At 63.0% G+C, this 17115-nt stretch carries 18 protein-coding genes; 10 read left to right on the top strand and 8 right to left on the bottom strand.

Annotated features, from left to right (window positions below; translation table 11 throughout):
• Positions 1 to 2: 2 nt before the first annotated feature.
• Positions 3 to 2108 (bottom strand): RNA degradosome polyphosphate kinase, encoded by a 2106-nt coding sequence (locus tag ACUCCZ_RS09095; RefSeq protein WP_435917226.1) that lies wholly within the window; start codon positions 2106 to 2108, stop codon positions 3 to 5.
• A 125-nt stretch (positions 2109 to 2233) separates the two neighbouring features.
• A complete protein-coding gene (locus ACUCCZ_RS09090) occupies positions 2234 to 2929 on the bottom strand; it encodes a winged helix-turn-helix transcriptional regulator (RefSeq protein WP_435917225.1) in 696 nt (231 codons plus the stop codon).
• A 49-nt stretch (positions 2930 to 2978) separates the two neighbouring features.
• Here ACUCCZ_RS09090 and ACUCCZ_RS09085 point away from each other — a divergent pair, with 49 nt between their 5' ends.
• Positions 2979 to 3872, top strand: coding sequence for an NADase-type glycan-binding domain-containing protein (locus ACUCCZ_RS09085; RefSeq protein WP_435917224.1), 894 nt, complete (start codon positions 2979 to 2981; stop codon positions 3870 to 3872).
• Positions 3873 to 3894: 22 nt separating this feature from the next.
• Here ACUCCZ_RS09085 and dtd read toward each other — a convergent pair whose 3' ends face one another.
• A complete protein-coding gene (gene dtd, locus ACUCCZ_RS09080) occupies positions 3895 to 4332 on the bottom strand; it encodes a D-aminoacyl-tRNA deacylase (RefSeq protein ID WP_435917223.1) in 438 nt (145 codons plus the stop codon).
• Between the two features lie 194 nt (positions 4333 to 4526).
• Here dtd and ACUCCZ_RS09075 point away from each other — a divergent pair, with 194 nt between their 5' ends.
• From ACUCCZ_RS09075 to ACUCCZ_RS09065, 3 genes are read left to right on the top strand one after another with little or no spacing between them, the layout of a single operon-like run.
• Positions 4527 to 5027, top strand: a complete 501-nt coding sequence (locus ACUCCZ_RS09075; RefSeq protein ID WP_435917222.1) for a nitrobindin family protein — start codon at positions 4527 to 4529, stop codon at positions 5025 to 5027.
• 1 nt (position 5028) lies between these two features.
• Positions 5029 to 5973, top strand: coding sequence for a CAF17-like 4Fe-4S cluster assembly/insertion protein YgfZ (gene ygfZ, locus ACUCCZ_RS09070; protein WP_435917221.1), 945 nt, complete (start codon positions 5029 to 5031; stop codon positions 5971 to 5973).
• A 40-nt stretch (positions 5974 to 6013) separates the two neighbouring features.
• Positions 6014 to 7399 carry a sugar transferase gene (locus tag ACUCCZ_RS09065; protein WP_435917220.1) on the top strand — a complete coding sequence of 462 codons (1386 nt, stop codon included), beginning with the start codon at positions 6014 to 6016 and terminating at the stop codon, positions 7397 to 7399.
• A gap of 31 nt (positions 7400 to 7430) precedes the next feature.
• Here ACUCCZ_RS09065 and ACUCCZ_RS09060 read toward each other — a convergent pair whose 3' ends face one another.
• The 3 genes from ACUCCZ_RS09060 to ACUCCZ_RS09050 form a co-directional block, all read right to left on the bottom strand.
• Positions 7431 to 8168: an SDR family NAD(P)-dependent oxidoreductase gene (locus tag ACUCCZ_RS09060; RefSeq protein ID WP_435917219.1), complete on the bottom strand. Its 738-nt coding sequence runs from the start codon at positions 8166 to 8168 to the stop codon at positions 7431 to 7433.
• 81 nt (positions 8169 to 8249) lie between these two features.
• The gene (ptsP, locus tag ACUCCZ_RS09055; RefSeq protein ID WP_435917218.1) at positions 8250 to 9923 is read right to left on the bottom strand and encodes a phosphoenolpyruvate--protein phosphotransferase; all 1674 of its coding nucleotides are present in this window, start codon (positions 9921 to 9923) and stop codon (positions 8250 to 8252) included.
• A gap of 5 nt (positions 9924 to 9928) precedes the next feature.
• Positions 9929 to 10195 (bottom strand): HPr family phosphocarrier protein, encoded by a 267-nt coding sequence (locus tag ACUCCZ_RS09050; RefSeq protein ID WP_435917217.1) that lies wholly within the window; start codon positions 10193 to 10195, stop codon positions 9929 to 9931.
• A gap of 103 nt (positions 10196 to 10298) precedes the next feature.
• On the opposite strand from ACUCCZ_RS09050, the gene srlA reads away from it, so the two are divergent.
• From srlA to ACUCCZ_RS09020, 6 genes are all read left to right on the top strand, one after another.
• Positions 10299 to 11141, top strand: a complete 843-nt coding sequence (srlA, locus tag ACUCCZ_RS09045) for a PTS glucitol/sorbitol transporter subunit IIC (protein WP_435917216.1) — start codon at positions 10299 to 10301, stop codon at positions 11139 to 11141.
• Positions 11138 to 12172: a PTS glucitol/sorbitol transporter subunit IIB gene (gene srlE / locus ACUCCZ_RS09040; protein ID WP_435917215.1), complete on the top strand. Its 1035-nt coding sequence runs from the start codon at positions 11138 to 11140 to the stop codon at positions 12170 to 12172. The genes srlA and srlE overlap by 4 nt, the downstream gene beginning before the upstream one ends.
• A 59-nt stretch (positions 12173 to 12231) precedes the next feature.
• Positions 12232 to 12615, top strand: coding sequence for a PTS glucitol/sorbitol transporter subunit IIA (locus ACUCCZ_RS09035; RefSeq protein ID WP_016666971.1), 384 nt, complete (start codon positions 12232 to 12234; stop codon positions 12613 to 12615).
• Position 12616: 1 nt separating this feature from the next.
• Positions 12617 to 13045 (top strand): transcriptional regulator GutM, encoded by a 429-nt coding sequence (locus ACUCCZ_RS09030; RefSeq protein WP_435917212.1) that lies wholly within the window; start codon positions 12617 to 12619, stop codon positions 13043 to 13045.
• A gap of 60 nt (positions 13046 to 13105) precedes the next feature.
• A complete protein-coding gene (locus ACUCCZ_RS09025; RefSeq protein WP_435917210.1) occupies positions 13106 to 14404 on the top strand; it encodes an NAD(P)H-dependent oxidoreductase in 1299 nt (432 codons plus the stop codon).
• A gap of 304 nt (positions 14405 to 14708) precedes the next feature.
• Positions 14709 to 15665, top strand: a complete 957-nt coding sequence (locus ACUCCZ_RS09020; RefSeq protein WP_435917208.1) for a sugar-binding transcriptional regulator — start codon at positions 14709 to 14711, stop codon at positions 15663 to 15665.
• A gap of 65 nt (positions 15666 to 15730) precedes the next feature.
• Here ACUCCZ_RS09020 and ACUCCZ_RS09015 read toward each other — a convergent pair whose 3' ends face one another.
• Both ACUCCZ_RS09015 and ACUCCZ_RS09010 read right to left on the bottom strand, forming a co-directional pair.
• Positions 15731 to 16573, bottom strand: coding sequence for a class II fructose-bisphosphate aldolase (locus ACUCCZ_RS09015; protein WP_435917207.1), 843 nt, complete (start codon positions 16571 to 16573; stop codon positions 15731 to 15733).
• Between the two features lie 4 nt (positions 16574 to 16577).
• Positions 16578 to 17111, bottom strand: a complete 534-nt coding sequence (locus ACUCCZ_RS09010) for a YjbQ family protein (protein ID WP_016666977.1) — start codon at positions 17109 to 17111, stop codon at positions 16578 to 16580.
• Positions 17112 to 17115: the final 4 nt, after the last annotated feature.

Below are 17115 nucleotides of genomic sequence, written 5' to 3'. Positions count from 1 at the left end.
GCTCATCGCCTCCTGTCACGGGTTCGTCGAATGAGTTCTTCCTGAAGGTCGGTCAACACCTTTCCGTCGGGGCCGCGGGAGACCTCGGTCCAGGTGCGGTCGTGCAGGTGCCAGGACACCGTCCCCGCGTCGAAGGCCATCTCGAACAACTCCTCGACCTCGGCCACGTGTTGCTTGTTCGACAGCCCGACGAGGGCCTCCACACGGCGGTCGAGGTTGCGGTGCATGAGGTCGGCTGATCCAATGGCAACCATCGGACGACCACCGTTGGCGAACCAGAAGATGCGGGAGTGCTCGAGGAACCGTCCCAACACCGAGATGACGCGAATGTTCTCGCTCAAACCGGGCACCCCGGGGCGGATGGCGCAGATGCCGCGCACCCACAGGTCCACTGGCACTCCGGCGCGAGAGGCCCGGTAGAGGGCGTCAATGACGCGCTCGTCGACAATCGAGTTGACCTTGATCCTCACGCCCGCTGGCAGACCAGCCTTCTTGCTCTCGATCTCATGCTCAATGGCGTCAATGATGCCGCTTCGAATGCCCTCGGGGGCCGCCAGCAGTCGGCGGTACTGCTTCTCGGCGGTCATCCCGGACAAGTGGTTGAAGAGCCTTGCGACGTCCTCGGTGATGATCGGATTGGACGTCAGCAGGCCCAGGTCCTCGTACTGACGAGCGGTCTTGGGGTTGTAGTTGCCAGTGCCGATGTGGGCGTAACGACGCAGACCCTCACCCTCGTCACGGATGGCCAGGGCCAGCTTGCAATGGGTCTTGAGGCCGACCATGCCGTAGACGACGTGGACTCCGGCGCGTTCCAGGACCCGCGCCCAGGTGATGTTGGCCTGTTCGTCGAACCTGGCCTTGATCTCCACGACGGCCAACACCTGCTTGCCGGCCTCAGCGGCGTCAACGAGGGCATCGATGATCGGGGAGTCGCCAGAGGTGCGGTACAGGGTCTGCTTGATGGCCAACACCTGGGGATCGTGGGCGGCCTGCTCGATGAACCTCTGCACGCTGGTGGCGAAGGAGTCGTACGGATGATGCACCAGGACGTCCCGACGACGAATTGCGGCGAACATGTCTGCCGGACGAGCCGTTTCGACCTCGGCCAGGTGCGGATGGGTGATGGGCAGGAAGTTCGGGTAGGACAGGTCGTCACGGTCGACGTCAGCAAGGGAGAACAGACCGGTGAGGTCGAGCGGAGCAGGAAGTCGGAAGACCTCCTTGTCCTTGATGTCGAGCTCACGGGTGAGCAGGGCGAGCATCTCGTCGCTGATGTCGTCCTGCACCTCGAGGCGTACTGGGGGACGCCCCACCTTGCGACGCAGCAACTCCTTCTCGAGGGCGAAGAGCAGGTTCTCGGCGTCGTCCTCCTCGACCTCGAGGTCCTCATTGCGGGTGACGCGGAAGGTGGTGTGCTGCAGCACATGCATGCCGGTGAACAACTGGTCCAGGTGACGGCTGATGATCTCCTCAAGGGGAAGGAATCGTCCTTTGCCGAGGTTGACCAGACGCGGCAGCACCGACGGCACCTTGACCCGGGCGAACTGCTCGGCCCCGGTGATGGGGTTGGCCAGCATGACGGCCAGGTTGATCGACAGGCCGCGGATGTAGGGGAAGGGGTGTGAGGGATCGACGGCCAGCGGGGTGAGGATCGGGAAGATCCGCTCCGAGAAGAGGGTACGCATCCGGCCCTTCTCGTCGTCGGTCAGCTCCGACCAGCGCAGAATCTCGATGCCCTCGGCGGCCAGGCCGGGACGGACCTCCTCGGCGAAGACGCGGGACTGCTCAGCGACAAGCTCGCGGGTCCGAGCGAGGATCGCGTCATGGACCTCGCGGGGCAGTAGACCGGCAACCGACGGGACGGCGACCCCGGCGTCGATACGACGTTTGAGTCCGGCGACGCGCACCATGAAGAATTCGTCAAGATTGGATGAGAAAATGGCCAGGAACTTCGCCCGTTCCAACAGTGGAATGCGCTCGGCATCTCGGGCAAGATCCAGCACCCGCTCGTTGAAGGCGAGCCATGACAGTTCGCGATCGCTGTAGCGATCCTCTGGCAGCTCGTCGGAAGGAGTTGGGGAAACTCCGGGGTTGGACTTCTTGGCCATGGACACACTCCTTGGAGATCTGTCCGCCCGCGACGTGGTGGGCGTAGCAGGACACAATCTATCTGACGGTAGCTGTTCACAACGGGTGCAACCCGACGTCCGCTCGGAGAATTGTGTGAACGAACTCAGCGTTCAGCCTGGAATCGGTACCCCACAGATCGCACCGTCTGGATGTGCCCCTCGTACTCGGGGCCAACCTTGGCTCGCAGACGACGGATGTGTACGTCAACGGTTCGGGTGCCGCCGTAGTAGTCGTATCCCCACACGTCCGACAGCAAGATGTCGCGAGTGAGCACTCTCCCGGGGTGGCTGACGAGGTATTTCAAGAGCTCGAACTCGGTATAGGTGAGGTCAAGGTCCTTGCCACCGACGGTCGCGGTGTAACCGTCCTCGTCAACGGTGAACGGTCCTACGACAAGCAGGTTGGTCACCTGGACGGTGAACAGGCAGCGCAGTCGGGTCTCCACCTCGAGTGGGGTGGCCGAGTCACATAGGAAATCGTCCATCCCCCAGTCGGGACTGATGACTGACAGGGTGTCCGGGCTGGTCAGCAACAGGATAGGAACTCGTCTCTCATGAGATGACAGCCGAAGGCACGCCTCCCGGGCCTCGGCAGGTTCGTCATGGCAGTCGACCAGGACGATGTCGACTCCCTCGAGGTGGGACAGGCATTCCTGTAGGTCGTCGTAGCGGGTGATGCTGTGTGGAAGGAGTTCCAGGGCCTGGGGAAGAGGAGCGTCCAGGGGGCCCAGCAGGGACAGTCGTGCCATCTGGATGCCCTCCATGTCGTCTAAATGCCAGAGCCGTGATGGCCCCATCATCCCACGACCATCTGGGCCTTCTCATGATGTCAGCACTACCATGGCTGGAGTGACGAGGATGCCTGACGAGTGGTTCCGTCCGGACGAGGAGGATTCCGGGCCGGATGAGCCTCGTCGTGCGGACGAGTCCGAACCGTCGTCCGAGTCGTCCGATTCAGCCCCCCGGCACTCTGACACAGGGGACAGTTCTGTCAGCACGACGACAAATGGGTCGATCCGTGTCGTCAGCGACGACACCGGACCAAGCGTCGTCATCGGTCACCCCCACGTCACCGGGGCGACCGCAGCTGTCCGGCGACATCGATTCCCCGTCTGGACACTGATGGTCGCGGCAGCCCTCGTCGTCGGTTTGGTACTGGGCACCTTCATCACCCAGTCCCGCGACGATACTGACGCGGTCAAGACGGCGCCGATCCCGGTCTCGCCTGCGTCGACGGTCTCGGAAGCGATGCCTTACCAGGGCGCGGGCAAGCCCATTCGTGGTCTCAAGGCGACGGCCTCGTGTGTGTCCGATCCGGCCGTCGACTCCGAGCATCACCTGGTGAGGTACGACTCCGAGTTCTTGGTTGACGACGAACCGCAGACGGCCTGGCGATGCAACGGATCCGGCGAAGGTCAACAGATCACCCTGACCATGCCGCGGCGTTCCCGGATCGTCGGGGTCGGATTGATCAATGGCTATGCCAAGGTCTACGGCGACGTCCACCTGTATCCGCAGTATCGACGGGTGCGGACGATGCGCTGGACGTTGCCGGACGGCACGTGGTTCAACCAGGACTTCACCGATGACGACGAGTCGATCCAAAAGGTCATGATCTCCCCACACACCGTCAAGGGGGACATCACATTGACCATCATTGCCACAACCGAGCCGGGGCTGCTCGGAGAGCCAACGCGCGACTCCGTCCTCATATCCTCGATTCAGATTTATGGGGAGGACTGACGGGCGGGCCCAGCGACACTCATCAGCGCCAGTCGTCGGTGTCGATGAGGATCGTCATCGGGCCGTCGTTGACCAGGCTGACCTTCATGTCAGTGCCGAAGACACCGGTCTCGACATGCGCTCCCAACCCACGCAGGTGGGAAACGAAGTGGTCGACAAGAGGCTTCGAGACGGGTCCGGGCGCGGCGTCGCTCCACGACGGTCGGCGGCCCTTTCGTGTGCGTGCGTAAAGGGTGAACTGGCTGACGACAAGGACCGGGGCGTCGATGTCGCTGGCTGACCTCTCGTCGTCAAGGATGCGCAGGCCCCAGATCTTCTCAGCGAGTTTCTCGGCGTCGGCAGCGGTGTCGTTACCGGTCGCTCCCACCAGCACGACGAGTCCGGGACTCGCCAGGGTACCGACCGTGTGACCTTCGACGAGAACCTCCGCACTGCTTGCTCTCTGGATGACGACTCGCACGGAAATCGAGTCTACGCAGCAAACCTCGTAGAATCAGGGTGTGGCTGTGGCTGATCTCGTGGTTCTGGTGACCGTCGCTGTGATAGGCGCTGTGGTGCCGCTCGTTGCTGTGACGCGAGTTCTTATGGCAGCCTGGCGCGGTTGAATCCGCCACTCCCAGTACCTGACGAAACTGCTACCCGACACGAGGACCCATGCCCTTCCAGATTCCTGACGACCTGAATCGTGATCTCATGCCCTTGGCCTGGATGATTGGCCATTGGGAAGGTGAAGGACACGGCAACACCCCCGAGGACGGTGAGTTCAGCTTCGGGTGCCAGGTCGACTTCACGGAGAACGGTGGGGATTACCTGCACTACATCTGCCAGACCTTCACCACGAACCCCGACGGCACCCCGGCTGCTCCGCTGCGTATGGAGACCGGTTTCTGGCGTCCCAATGTCGACACGCGCAAGATCGACGTCCTGATGGCTGCCCCGGAGGGCTGGGTCGAGGTCTGGACAGGAAACATCGATGGAGCCAAGATCGAGCTCGTCACCGATGCCGTCGCCCGCACAGAGGACGCCCTGGTGCCCTATACCGGTGGTCAGCGTCTCTACGGCCAGGTCGAGGGAGACCTGCTGTGGACCTTCGATCGTGCGACCACGGAAGCCCCGCTGCAGCCCTACATGTGGGCTCGCCTCAAGAGGGCCTGACATGGCTGGTCCCGTGTTGCTGACCGACGGCCCCGACGTTGGTCTGGTCTCGCACGTCGCCAATCCGGTCGCTGAGCAGCGTCTGATGAGCGACGGCGGCGGATGGTTGGCACTGTCCAACCGCGAGGTCTTCACGGTCACCGGTGCTGACCGACTGGGATGGTTGCACTCCTTGACCTCTCAACACCTCGACGGCCTGGCGCCAGGTCGCACGACGACGAGTCTGGTGCTCTCCCCGAACGGCCACGTCGAGCACGTCATACACGGTGTCGACGACGGCGAGACCTTCTGGGGCTGGACCGAACCGGGACGGGGAGCCGACCTCGTCGCCTGGCTGGACTCGATGCGTTTCATGATGCGCGTCGAGGTGGCGCTGCGACCGGACATGACCGTTCGCTGGCTCGGGGCGAGGGTTGCGACGCCGACGGATGCCGTCATCCTCGATTCCGAGGTGGCCAAGGGACACGAGGCCATCGCCCTGGTCGGTCGTCCCGTCCCTGATGCCGTCGACCAGGTCGGGGTGCAGGCATGGGAGGCGCTGCGCATCGCCGCCGGGATTCCCCGCATTGGCATCGACACGGACGAACGCACCATCCCCAACGAGATCGGCCTGTACGGCACCCACCTCGACAAGGGGTGCTACCGCGGTCAGGAGACCGTCGCCCGGGTGCACAACCTGGGACGTCCGCCGCGTCGGCTGACCTTGCTGCAGCTCGACGGGTCCGGCGCTGAGCTGCCGACCGTCAGTTCTGAGGTCCACGCAGGTGGGCGTCGTGTCGGCGTCATGGGATCGTCTGCGACTCACCATGTCGACGGCCCCATCGGCCTTGCCCTGGTGCGTCGCGGGGTCGACGTGAACCTGGATTTGGAGATTGACGGGATCGCTGCTGCTCAGGAACCGCTGGTCGACCCGGAGGTCGGCTTGCATGTTCGCCCGATAGTGTGAGCCTGTGCCCCTGTGATCAGCAGGGCCGAGGAGGAAATACGTGAAAAAGGATTATTTCAACCGCACCCAGAAATTTGTGACGGTCCTTGTCGATGTCATCGTCTTTGTGGCTGGAATATTCCTGTCGTTCTGGATGCGTTTCGGAATGGTCATTCCGCAGAGAAATCTGGACGACGGAAAAGCCGCGTTGATGGCGTCGGTCATCGCGTTCCTCATTATCAACGTTCTGTCAGGCGTTTATGTCTTGTACAACAAGACGCTCCTTGACATCGGGATCATCACCGTCGTGGACCAGGTCATGGTGACGATCGTCATCATGGCGCTGACATTTTTCGGACGCTGGTTTGCCTTCCCGCGCTCGGTCCTCCTCATCAACCTGCTGGTCGGGATAATTCTGCTGCTCATCTGGCGCAGTATCGAGTTCGTTGCCTATCGTCGCCTGCGAGGGGCCAAACGAGTGATGCTGCTCGGTCCTCCGGCAATGCTCAATCGGGCCGTCATGAACTACATGGCCAACAAGGCCACCCGCCATCGCCTCACCCATGTGGTGCGTGGTCACTACCTGGAGCAGATTCGGGCTCACATTGATGAATTCGACACCGCCCATGTCTCCGATGACATTCCTGCGTCCGAGCGAGTCGCTATTTATGACTTATTGCTGAGTGAGGACAAAGAAATCTTCATGTCGACCTCGTTTGAGCATATGGTGCTCATTAATCCGACAATCATGTCGATTGAGGATGAGACGATCATTGCTGCCAGTCCTTTCAAGATTCCAGCAGAAATGGATATCGTCAAGAGGGTTTCCGACATTGTGCTGTCGTTGATTGCCCTGGTGATCCTCTCGCCCATCATGCTCATCACTGCGATCCTGGTGAAGGCCAGCTCTCCCGGCCCGGTGTTCTACCGTCAGACCCGTATCACCAAGGACGGCAAGGAATTCAAGATCCTCAAGTTCCGCTCCATGGGAGTGACGGCTGAGAAGGAATCCGGCCCGATGCTGGCCACCTCCAATGACCCGCGCGTCACCCCGGTCGGCAGGTACCTGCGCAGCCTGCGTATCGACGAGATCCCGCAGCTCATCAACGTGCTCATCGGCGACATGTCGATTGTGGGGCCGCGCCCGGAGCGTCCCTTCTTCGTTGATCAGTTCCAGGAACAGAACGCCCACTACAAGCTGCGCCACAACGTGCGTGCCGGCATCACGGGTTACGCGCAGGTCTACGGCAAGTACGCCTCGGACTTCGCAGCCAAGCTCAACTTCGACCTCATCTACATCAAGCAGTACTCGCTCGTCCTTGACATCAAGATCATGATCCAGACGATCAAGATCCTCTTCGACAAGGTGTCCTCGCGAGGCGTTGACGAGACGGCCGAGCCCGACGAGAGCATTCATCTACCCGCCCAGGTCCAGCAGCTGGACTGATCCCTGCAGCTGGAGTAGCGGGTCCCTCGGATCACGACTCGCGGGCCACCTTGTACTGGGCAGCCTGAGCGCGGGGCCGGACAATCATGCGGTCGATGTTGACGTGGCCGGGGAGTCCGGAAATCCATCGCACACACTCGGCAATGTCCTCGGCTGCCAGGGGAGAGTCAACTCCCTGGTAGACGTTGTCTGCCTTGGCCTGGTCGCCGTGGAAACGGACGAGGGAGAACTCCTCGGTGTGCACCATGCCGGGGCTCACCTCGCAGACCCGTACCGGATGGCCACACAGCTCCAGGCGCAGTGCCTCGACGACGGCACGCTCGCCGGACTTCGCGGCGCAGTATCCGGCACCACCCTCGTAGCCCCACTCGGCAGCGGTGGACGTAATCGTGACGATGGTTCCCTCGGCGACCTCAAGAGCTGGCAGAAGGGCTTTGGTGACCCGTCCCATGCCCAGCACATTGGTGTGGTACATCGTCGTCCAGGCGTCGAGGTCGGCCTCGGTGACCGGCTCCTGTCCGACGGCGCCTCCGGCATTGTTGACGAGAAGGTCAAGCTTGCCGCCAATGGTCTCGACGAGATGGGCGACCGACTCGTCGCTGGTGACATCGCAGACCACGGCCTGCCCGTCGATCTCAGAGGCAAGGGCCTCGATGCGTTCGACGCGGCGAGCCGCACAGATGACATGCCAGCCATCCTTGGCCAAGGCGCGTGCCGTGGCCGCGCCGATTCCCGAACTTGCTCCTGTGACCACTGCAGTCTTTGTCATGGCCCCATTGTCCTGCAGGTCAAGGGCATGTGAAAGCCCCTGCCCGACGAGACAGGGGCTTTCACAAGGATGACGGTGACGTCAGCTGACGAGAACCTCGACACTTGTGTCCGCCAACGCCAGAGCGGCCTCGCGGGCCTCCTCGGGGCTGGAGGCAGCCAGCGCGGCCTCGGCGATCTGGTGGCACTGATCCAGGTTGTGGCGCGACAAGGTGGCCTTGACGGCAGTGATCTTGCCGGCAGCCATTGACAGCGAACGTACGCCGACGCCGACGAGAACCAGGGCCAGCAGTGGATCACCGGCAGCCTCACCACATACTCCGATGAGACGCCCGTCCGCTCCATCACAGGTGGCCTTGACCAATTGGATGACGGCAGGCTGCCACGGCGTCAGGAGCTCGGCCAGCTCGCCCTGCAGACGGTCGGCGGCCATGGCGTACTGGGTGAGGTCGTTGGTGCCGATGGACGCGAAGTCCACCGACTCCAGTACCTGGGCCGAACGCAGGGCCGTCGAGGGCACCTCGACCATGATGCCGACCGTCTTGATCCCAGCGGCGCGGGCACGCGAGGAGAACCACTCGGCCTCAGCCTTGGTGGCGACCATCGGAGCCATGACGTAGGGATCACGACCGGTCTGCTCAGCAGCCTTGGCCAGAGCCTCGAGCTGTGCGTCGATGAGGTCTGTGCGCACCTGGGACAGACGCAGTCCTCGGCGCCCCAGGGCCGGGTTCTCCTCCGGGCCGAGGTCGGCAAAGGCCAGCGGCTTGTCGGCACCAGCGTCGAGGGTGCGGAAGACGACCTTGGCTCCCTCTACAAAGGTGTTGAGCACGGTGGCGTAGGCCTCCGTCTGCTCGTCGATGGTCGGGGCGTCCTGGCGATCCAGGAAGAGGAACTCGGTGCGGAACAGGCCGACTCCTTCGGCGCCCTTCTTCTTTGCCGTGGGGGCATCGGACGGGTTGCCGATGTTGGCCAGGACCAGGACGCGCTCACCGTCGGATAGCGTGGCGTCGCCCTCAGGAGCGGATGCAAGTATCTCAGCGCGACGATTCGCCCGTGAGGTCAGCTCGGCGACGGCGGTTTCATCGGGCTCGACAAGGACGGTTCCGGTGACTCCGTCGAGGGCCAGCGGGGTGCCGTCCTCGATCTCGCGAGCATCGCTGCAGCGGACGACGGCTGGGATGCCGATCTGGGAGGCCAGGATCGCGGTGTGGCTCGTCGGCCCGCCAGCGGCAGTGATGAGACCGCGGACTAACTCAGGATTGAGGGTCGCGGTGTCAGCCGGGGCGAGGTCCTCGGCGACGAGGATCACGGGTGAGTCAAAGGACGGAACGCCGGGCTCAGGCAAACCTTGCATGACCGCGACGGCGCGGTCTCGGACGTTGCGCAGGTCGGTGACGCGCTCGGCGAGGTAGCCGCCGGCAGCACTCAGCTGGGCACAGAAGTCATCGAAGGCTGCCCACAGAGCATGGGCCGGGCCATGGCCATCGGCCAAGTGGGACCTGATGCCGGTGAGCAGTCCCGGATCACGGGCCATCATCGCGGTGGCCTGCAACACGGCCAGAGCCGACGGATCGGCGTGCAGGGAGCGTTCGTCGAGCCGATCGGCGACCTTGTTCAGCGCCGATTCGATTCGGGCCATGTCGGCCTCGGCGCCCTGGCTGGGATCAGAAGCGGGCAGTCCGGGGGCGGGGGAGACGAGAAGGGCATGTGCCTGTCCGACTCCGGCCGAGACCCCGAGCCCCAAGAGGGTCCGCATGGGTATCAGGCCTCCGGGTCGGTCTGCAGGTTGGCGACGAGGGCGTCGAGCACCTCATCGGCGTTGTCTCCCTCAGCGGTGAGCTCGACGGTCTCGCCGTGCTTGGCGCCAAGACCCATCACGGACAGGATCGAGCGAGCATCCACTGGTTCTTCGCCAGGACGGCCGATCTTGACGGCCAGGCCAGACTTCGAGGCGGCCTGAACGAACATGGCGGCGGGACGGGCATGCAGGCCACTCGCGGCTGCAATGGTGGTGGTGCGACTCGGCATGGTGTGCCTCCTTGGTGGGGTGAAACGTCAGGGTCGACGATAGCCGACGACAGGAACGCATTTTAAGCCGCCCTCGGCGCGTGTGTGCGGGAGTTGTGACGAGATGGCTGACGCCGTGATCGGCGAACCTGCATCTCGCCCGGGTAAAATTGCGCAATTTATCTCGAAAGGTATTGCTCGAGCTTGTGCGCTGTGGCACGATGGCAGTAATGCAAAACGAACCGGTAGAACTGCAAATTATTGCAGTTCCTTGAGACGAAGGAGTCTCCAGATGGTAACGACGGCAGGGGCTGGTGCACTCGCGCACGGTGCCCTGTTGGTGCCATTAGATGCTGGATCCAATCCGGTAATGAAGGGCATCACTTGGGCTGCCACTCACTTCATAGGTCTGTTCAACGCGTCGGCAAAGAGCTTCGTGGACATGGCCACGGGGATCATTCCGTTGCTCCTTGTCCTGCTCACGTTCATGTATGCGGTGACAACGTGGATTGGTGAGGAGAGAGTCACCCATGCGGTCCAGTGGGCCGACAAACATGCCGTGACGCGGTACACGATCATTCCCCTGATCGCGACGATCATGCTGACCAATCCAATGTGTTACACGTTTGGGCGCTTTCTTCCAGAGCGGTACAAGCCTGCGTACTACGACGCCACCGTGTCATTCGTGCATCCAGTAACAGCATTCTTCCCGCATGCAAACGGCGGAGAACTCTTTGTCTGGACAGGAGTTGCCGCTGGAGTCATGAAGGTGGACAACGGCGCCTACGCGCGCCTGGCAGCCCTTTACTTCCTCGTTGGTCTTGTGGTCATCTGCATCCGCGGAATGGTTACCCAATGGATCACCAACATTCTCATCAAGAGAGGTGGTCACACCGAGACGTTCAAGCGATATGACGTCGAATACGCAGCTGGCCACGTCCAGGGCCCTGAGGGGAGCCCGGCATGAGTACCGAACGGGCTGTCCGTGTCAACAAGGGACCGGGAGGTTGGGGTCCCGGACTGACACTCCAGGTCAACGGTGAGCGCAGTGTCGTGCTGTCCGTGACCGGTGGTGAGATCCACCCGGTGGCCCGCAAGATCGCTGAACTCACCGGCGCGGAGGCCATCAACGGCTTCAACACGTCGGTGCCAGAGGATCGCATCATGTGCGCCGTCATCAACTGTGGTGGCACCGCAAGGTCGGGGATATACCCCAAGAAGCGGATCCCGACCGTCAATGTCTTTGCCGGGTCCCCAGGTGGGCCACTGGCCACGTTCATGACCGAGGACATCTTCGTGTCGGCAGTCGGGCTCAACCAGGTTCAGCCCATCGATCCGACGTCCGTTGTCAACAGTCACGAGGAGTCGACCGAGAAGGGAGCCACGGCAGCGGCCTCCACCGCTGTCGCCGCGGACACCACGACGCGGACGAGTGGAGGGCCCAGCGCCGAGGCGACGCCCAAGAAAAAGGGGTTCTCTGCGTGGGTGGTTCGCTTTGGCACCGCCATCGGAAGCATCATCACGACCCTCCTCAACTCCGGTCGCGAGTCCATCAAACTGTGCCTCAACACAGTGTTGCCCTTCATCTGTTACGTGGCGCTCCTCATCGGGTTCGTCAACTACACCGGGCTGGCGAACTGGATTGCCCGGGGCGTCTCACCGCTCGCGGCGAATCCTTTGGGCCTGATCCTCCTGGGACTCATCACGGCCCTGCCGTTCCTGTCACCATTCCTTGGGCCGGGAGCAGCCATCGCCCAGATCATCGGCGTCCTCATGGGGACGCAGATCGCGCAAGGAGCCCTGCCAGTTCAGTATGCGCTGCCGACGCTCTTCGCGATCGACGGCCAGGTCGGATGCGACTTCGTCCCGGTCGGTCTGGGACTGGGAGAGGCGCAGACGGAAACCGTCGACGTCGGTGTCCCGGCGGTCCTGTTCTCCCGGCTCATCACTTCACCCGTGGCGGTCGCCCTGGCATATGTCGTCAGCTTCCTCATCTGAGGCGGCCAGAACGACCAACGCCAATCCTGACAACACCAACGATGACAAGGAGGTCAATCATGTCGACAACGCTGTGGAACTCGACCGTCGACAGTATCGGCGCTGATGCGGCCGAGATGCTGGAAGCAGGAGTCGTCATCCTGTTCGGATCGCCGGTCCCTGATGAGCTCGCAGAGGTGAGCCTGGTGCATGGCCTGGGGGGTGACCGGGCGGTGCCACCATCGGAGGATGTGGTCCCCGGTGACCGGGTCAGGCTCGGGGCCGCCGAGTACGTGATCGACGAGGTCGGGTCGGAGGCCAATCCGAACTTGGCGAGCTTGGGACACGTCGTCGTCTACGTCAACAGTCCGGATCAGCCCCTGTTGCCTGGAGCCGTCAAGGCCTCGGGCCCGGAGCTGCCCACGATGTCTGTGGGCAACCCGATCGCTTTCGTGCGTGGGTGAGGTGACGACCGTGGAATGGCAGTTCGCACTGTTCCTGGGTGTCGCACTCGTGCTCTGCGGCGTGATGTCGGTGCATCAATCACGTACTTTCCAACGGGCGGTCCGACGTGCCGCCGCCGAGTACTCAACTGGGGATCACGTCCTCGTGACCGGGAGGGGCAGGGGAAGGCTGCGTGGAGCCATCGTCCTACTCGTCGTGGAGCGGGCTACCAAGCGTGTCGTCTCGGCCAAGGTCATGTCGGGATCGACGGTGCTGGCGCGACTGCGAGGAGTGGACCAGCTCCTGGGACCACTTGACGACATCGCCACGAGGACACGTGACAAGCAGGTGAGGCGAGCCCTGGCTCAGGCGACCGAGCAGTTCGACAACGTCGCTGGCACCTCGTCGCCCAAGATGATCCAACGCATTTCGGTCCCCGTCGTGGCTTGAGACACCGACGCACCACACACATCCGTCATCAACACACCTTGTTCGGAGAGGAAGATAGTTATGGGATACACCACAAGACTGCTGGACAGGCAGGCCAAGCTGGGACGACCGGTGAGGGTCGGTATCGTCGGAGCCGGGCAGATGGGGCGAGGTCTCATTGCGCAGGTCCACCTAGCCAAGGGCATGGAGGTCGTCGCGGTGGCGGACATCGACGTCGACCGAGCGACAGGAGCCCTCAAGGATGCAGGGTGCGATGACGTCGTCTTCGCCCAAGATGTCGAAGAGGCCGCCCGGCTCATCGAGGAGGGCAGGTCGGTCGCCATTGACGACGGTCTCACCATGCCGAAGTTGCCAATCGACTTCGTGCTCGAGGTCTCCGGAATCCCGGAGGTCGCAGCTCAGATCGCCTACGCCTCCATCGTCAACGGCAAGGACGTCGGACTGATGACCGTCGAGGCGGACGTCACTGTCGGCCTGCTGCTGTCCTCGATGGCCAACTCCGGGAACTCGGTGTACACGGTCTGCCGAGGTGACGAGCCGATCGAGTGCGTCAAGCTCATCGAGTACGCCGAGGATCTAGGTCTGGACGTTGTCGCCGCTGGCAAGGGCAAGAACAACCCGAACCGTCCCACCGACGTACCCGAGGATGTCATGGCCGAGGCACATGACAAGAAGATGAACCCAAAGATGCTGTGTTCGTTCACTGACGGCACCAAGACACAGATCGAGATGTGCGCTCTATCCAATGCCTCGGGCTACAAGGTCGAGGTACCGGGCATGCATGGAATTGAGTGTGACGTCGACGACCTCACCAAGAAGCTCGTCCCGGCGAAGGATGGGGGCATCATCGAAGGCAAGGAGAAGGTCGTCGAGTACGTTACCGGTAACGTCGCTCCCGGAGTATTCGCCATCGTGAGGTCCGACAGCCCCGTGGTCACCGAGGAGCTGCAGTACCTCCACCTCGGCGACGGCCCGTACTTCGCCCTTTATCGTCCGTTCCACCTCGCGTCGATCGAGGCCGACCTGTCCATCGGCGAGGCCGTGCTGGATCGCAGCGCGTCGTTCCAGTCAAAGACGTGGACCTCCGAGGTCACGGCCCGGGCCAAGACCGATCTCAAGGCCGGTACGACGCTGGAAGGTATCGGTGGGCACCACGTCCATGGGTGGACGATCGACGCAGCGGATGCGCGGGACAAGCACGCGGTCCCGATTGGTGTCGTGGCCGGATGTGTGCTCAAGCGTGACGTTCCGGCTGGAACGATCCTGACCGAGGACGACGTTGAGATCGACGAGACCCGTCCCATCGTGGCAATGCGCCGTCTGCAGGACGCCCTGTTGGACAACGGCACGATCGGCTGACCAGCGGTCTGGCTGGCGGGGCAGGGGAGAGTCGGCCCCTGCCCCGCCCTTGAGCGGCTGGGAGCGAAAGAGCTCAGGAATGCTCTCCATGCGTTGTCACGCCCCCCGATGACATCAGCCTGGAAGAGGTCTGGGAGTCGATGACCCGAGTGATGACGATGGGGCACGAAGATCGTAGGCAGGGTGGTTGGCGGCTGTTCGACTGACGAACGAGATCTCCAGGGAGGTATGGGGCACCTCGTGATGGGGGAGGGGCTATTCTCCAGTCACAACAAGAGGGCGATGATGAGTGACGGGAGAAACCATGGCTGGCAGGCGTGACCTGGGTACCCTCGTCGAGGTTGCCAAGATGTACTACCTCGACGGTATCAACCAGTCCCGTATCGCCAAGACACTGGGAATCTCCACCTCGTCGGTGTCCCGAATGCTCAACCAGGCCCGTGAGACCGGTCTGGTGACAGTCGCGATCAACGACCCTCGTGAGGGAGTGGGCCGTAGGGAGGACCTCGAGGAGGCCCTCGCAGCCCGCTTCTGCCTGGAGTCGGCGTACGTCGCAGCCCACCGTCCCGGGGTCGCTCCGATGGATCTCGTGGCTCGGCTCGCCGCGGAGGTCGTCAACGGACGGCTTTCCCAGGTCAGTTCAATCGGGCTCAGTTGGGGCCGGACGGTCAGCGCCTTCGCCCACTGCTTCGAGCGGCCACGCTCCATGACCCCGTTGGACATTTACCCGCTTTCCGGTGGCATGTCAGTCAAGGACTCTGACGTCTCGGGGAACGCCTCGGTGCAGGCCCTGGCCCGACGCTGCGGTGGTAAGGCCCACCGGATCGACGCCCCGGTCATCGTTTCGTCGGCGCAGGTCTGTGCGGCCATGCTGGCCGAGCCGATTGTGTTGGAGGCCCTGCGTGACGCGGCGTCGTGTGAACTTGCTGTTGTCGGTATCGGCAGCATGGGTGTTCACTGGTCGGCGACGCTGTCACTGGCTGCCGTGCTGTCACCGGCAGAGATGGCCGAGGTGAGGGCCGCTGGAATAGCTGGCGACGTGTGCGGACGAACACTCAATGATGACGGCGAGGCGGTCCGCACGTCGGTCGACGACCACCTCATCGGCCTGACTCTCGACGAGTTGCGGGACATACCAGAGGTCATCGGGATTGCTGCGGGCGCCGAGAAGTCACGAGGCGTTGCCGGGGTCCTGCGGTCCGGGATTGTGCAGTCGGTCGTCGTCGACGAGCAGCTTGCGGATGTGGTCCTGTCGACCTGACCACACCAGGACGTGAGCGTGGGCCGGAACCCATCAGGGCACCGACCCACGTACGGTGAATGGCCTCAGCTCGCGGTCAGGGCGGTGGCGAACGCCTCGACGTCCTTCTCGATCGCATGGGACGCACGGGCGGCGACGTCGGAGAAGACGAGGACCTCCGGATCGTCTGTGAGCATCGTCCTCGTGGCATCCAAGGCTGCCTTGACCGAGTACGTGTAGTAGTTGATCTTGCGAACACCGTGCCGGATCGACTGCTGGTACTCCTCGATCGACAGGCCCGACCCGCCGTGCATGACGATCGGGACGCCCGTGGTCTCACGAAGTTGTGTGATGAGATCGAGGTTCAGGTGGGGTTCGCGGTGGTACAGGCCGTGAACTGTGCCGAAGGCCGCTGCGAGGGCGGTGACCCCGGTGCGCTTCACGAATTCGCCGGCTACCGCAGGGTCGGTGAAGAGTGCGGAGTCCGCCACCCCTTGGCTGGGGTCGCCGTTCTCATTGCCCGTCATGACTCCGAGTTCACCCTCCACACCGTGCGGGCCCACAAGTTCTACGGCTGCGCTGGTGATCGCGATGTTTTCCTCGAACGAGAGACGGGACCCGTCCAGCATGAATGAGTTGAAGCCGACGTCGAGTCCCTTCTGGAGGTAGTCGAGGTCTTCACCGTGGTCGACGTGGACCACGCAGGGCACACTGGACCGTCGGGCCAGTGCGACCATGGCTGGGCCGATGTCCTCGATCCGGTTGATGCCCTCGTGACTTTGCGCGTGGGCGAGGATGATCGGGGTGTCGTGGCGTTCGGCGACGCGTATCGCCGCGGTGAGCGACTCGAAGATGGGTGTGTTCACCGCTGCGACAGCGAGGTGGTGCTGTTCGGCCCACGTCAGGGCCTCTGACAGTTCGACGAGCATGGTGTCACTCCCCGATCACGGCCACCTTGACCTTGCGATCACGCTCCCGGTTGGGGTCCCAGTCCACGAAGTAGATGTAACCGACGGCGCCGATCTGGGGCTCGCCATCCTCGATGACGAAGGTCTGCGACGCGCCGATGAGGGTTCCTCGCAGGTGTGCCTCGGTGTTGAGGAGGCTCCCGAGGTCCGGGACGAGAATGGTGTCACCGGTGGCATGGCCGGCATCGGTCATCGCCTCGACGGCCTCCACGTGGGCTGGACCAGGATGGTAATACTGGTTGTTCGTCATGCACCGGGGGAAGATTTTGTCCAGCCCCTCGTTGAGGTCGGCCTGGAGGTACTCGTCGCCCGCGAAGTCGACGTCGTGGCAGTACTCCTCGAAGAAGACCGAGCACGTCGTGTGGGTCGATGCAACGGTGCAGATGCCGTTCTTGATGCCCGACTCGGTGATGATCCTGCGGACGTCATTGGTGATCTCGAAGTAGGTCGGGCGTCCGGCCTTGGAACGGACCTGGATGGTGTCTGTGTGGACTGTCATGATG

The organism is Cutibacterium nasicola (assembly GCF_052654715.2).
Note: the sequence above shows the minus strand (reverse complement) of the source record. Positions and strands in the feature narration are given on the sequence as shown.